This window comes from Micromonospora sp. KC207 (genome assembly GCF_004348615.1).
Classification (GTDB): domain Bacteria; phylum Actinomycetota; class Actinomycetes; order Mycobacteriales; family Micromonosporaceae; genus Micromonospora.
The window spans coordinates 1-2,496 of record NZ_SMKJ01000511.1; the positions used below are offsets into that span (position 1 = coordinate 1).

Sequence of the window (2,496 nt, forward strand, 5' to 3'; positions counted from 1 at the left end):
CGTTCGGTCATGGTGAAGGCGTATGTCGTTGGGGCATCGGCTCGGCGGACGTGATGTCCGTCGATGCCGGGGTGAAAGTGAACCAGACACGATCCCGGGGTGAAATGCTCTGATTCCGGTCGGGTTCGCGTCCACGAGATGCGCTCTTTCTGGGGAGAGCCGGACATCTCATGCTGCCGAGGTCGAGTGGCGAATCAGCCACTACTGGCACGAAGGTGAAGCAAACGTCCAGTTAGGGTGTGGTGGCCTCGGGGGCTAGGGGTCCCGTCGGCTGCGCCCGGCCACCGCGCCGGGCGCGGATTGCAACACAGTGTCGCCGACACACAGTCAGCACTCAGAACAGGCGCACCATGGCTATGCCGCCCGCGGCCTGGGTGGCGTTCGGCAGGTAGGGCCGTGAGGCGAGGTCGCCGGAGAACGACCAGGGTGGTTGGTGGTTGGTGTACATCGTGAGCTGGGGTGTCTTGACCAGGCGGTCGAGGGCGTGACAACGCCGGACGCCACCGAATGACCGGCGGGATTACCGCGATGGGGTGAGTTTGTCGGCCGGCCCGACCGGGCACGGAGGTGCTGGCCGGTGTCTGCGCGCCGCCGCCGCTCCGCGGCGGTCTGGCGGAAGTGCGAACTTGCCCGGTAGGTCGGACCGTCGCCATCACACTCATCGGGCAGGTCCGGCAAAGCTGAGCCCCGCCCTGCGCCGTTCGAGCTGCGTAGCAGACGAGACATCCCTGCGGTATGGGTCGTCGCCGTCGTGCCGGACCACGTCCTCTGGCGGCACGATCTCACCGGTGCCGGAGTCGGTGCGCGGTGCAGCAGGACGCGGCCGCGCTCGTCGGTGACGATGGCGGCGGCGTCGGGGACGAGGCTGTTCGCGATGGGGGCGTCCTACCTGCTACGCGGCGGCGTCCTCCGTCAACCCATCGGCGACCCGACCTCCGTCGTCGAGTCGCCGGCTACCTCGCCGACCAACAAGCCATCACCATCCGCTACCACCACGCCCGCACCGCCGACGACAAGAACACAGCCCTGCACGACCCGCTGCGTCACGCCGACACCAACAGCGACCTCATCGACGAAGTGATCAAATACCAAGCCGACCGAGGCAACTTCGCCCAACAGCCCGAACACCTCCGACGCCCCAGCAGCGACGAGGCGCCACCACCCGCCAAGCGCTCCCGCAGCAGCCGCAACCGCGCACCGAAGCAGTAAGCCAGCCGGACCAAGGCCCTCGACCAAGATCCGACTGGCTCAAAACTGCTCTACAGGATCAAGTACGGCCCGGCCGCGGCCGGGCCGCGCGCACGCGCTACAGCCGTTCCGGCCCCGCGCGCACGCCAGCAACACCGAGCCCGGCACCCATCGACCGGCCGAGGCCGTGACGATCCCTTCACCAACCACCCGCGGCGAGCGGTTCCGGGGATCGACGCCGCATCGCTACGCGGCACGCCACCGCCCAGCCACACACCCGCTACGATCTCCCCGGTACGGAGAGTATCGATTATTGCCATGCACCTTACTCTCTGACGGCAACCCGGGCTGACGACCACCGACCCGCACATCCAGTAGTCACGGCCAGTGACCACACCCGCTCAAGCTGCGCGCAGCATACTGCGCCAGACGCGACCAAGCGACTGATCCGCACAGCATCATTCCGTCCGTGCTGTCAGAATCGCCTCGCGCTCTCTCTCGTATACAGTCACCGCCCACTCCCGTCGTTCTAGATACGCCTCCCAAAAATCGCGCTCTCTCCAGGCCTTAGGCCCGACTGTCAGCAGCCCGGACTCATCGAGCGAACACATCCAGTTTGGGGGAATCATTGGCGATGTGACTTCAAAGAGCCGTACATCGAATAGCGCTGGAGGCTCGCCGTTGGCGACCTCAATTCGGAAGTAGGAGGGCCGATCGGCAAGCGATGAGATCTCAAGCACCGCATACTCGCGTCCTACCGACAGAGCGTCGACCCCCTGGTGGGACATGCCCTCTGGCTGCCGTCCCGCATATTTCACCCGCACCACTACCTCGCGTTCATCACAACTTTGTAGTCGTAGTCGTAGGCCACATTTCCAGTTCTCGAATTGTAGTAGTAATGGACTTGGAAATCCCCGTAGGGACTCTGATGCGTCCTCGTCGTGTATTTTCCCCAGTCCGCAATATCGCTGCCGTCGCGGGTAAGGTGAGCCCGGAGCTGCTGGTTGCCCAAGTCGCTACCACGGATGATGAGTCGTGACTCACCAATAGCTTGGCTCGTAAGGCCACCGCCCGGCGTGAACATGGAGTTTGCCGATTCCAAACGGAGCTGATCTGCCAACTTCTGCCCGCCCGCTGACCCGGAGATAGAGCAACTGTTGGTGTTGTGGACCAAGATCGGCGTGTTGCCGGCTAGCACATAGTACGTGTGCAGGCGGGCGACGGTCAGATTGTAGGCTGGTCCGTTGGAGAATTTTCCTCGCTTCAGGCCCTGCGTCGGCACCTCTCGGCCTGACGGGGTCAGCAGAA

General features: G+C 64.5%; 1 protein-coding gene and 1 pseudogene. One reads left to right on the forward strand and one right to left on the reverse strand.

Annotation, left to right across the window (positions count from 1 at the left end; all coding sequences use genetic code 11):
- Nucleotides 1-880 precede the first annotated feature (880 nt).
- A pseudogene (locus E1258_RS31930) lies at nucleotides 881-1,209 on the forward strand (hypothetical protein); the annotation flags it as partial.
- An 805-nt stretch (nucleotides 1,210-2,014) separates the two neighbouring features.
- Here the strand turns inward: E1258_RS31930 and E1258_RS31935 are convergent.
- On the reverse strand, nucleotides 2,015-2,496 hold a 482-nt coding region (locus E1258_RS31935), incomplete at its 5' end, for a hypothetical protein (RefSeq protein WP_243715819.1).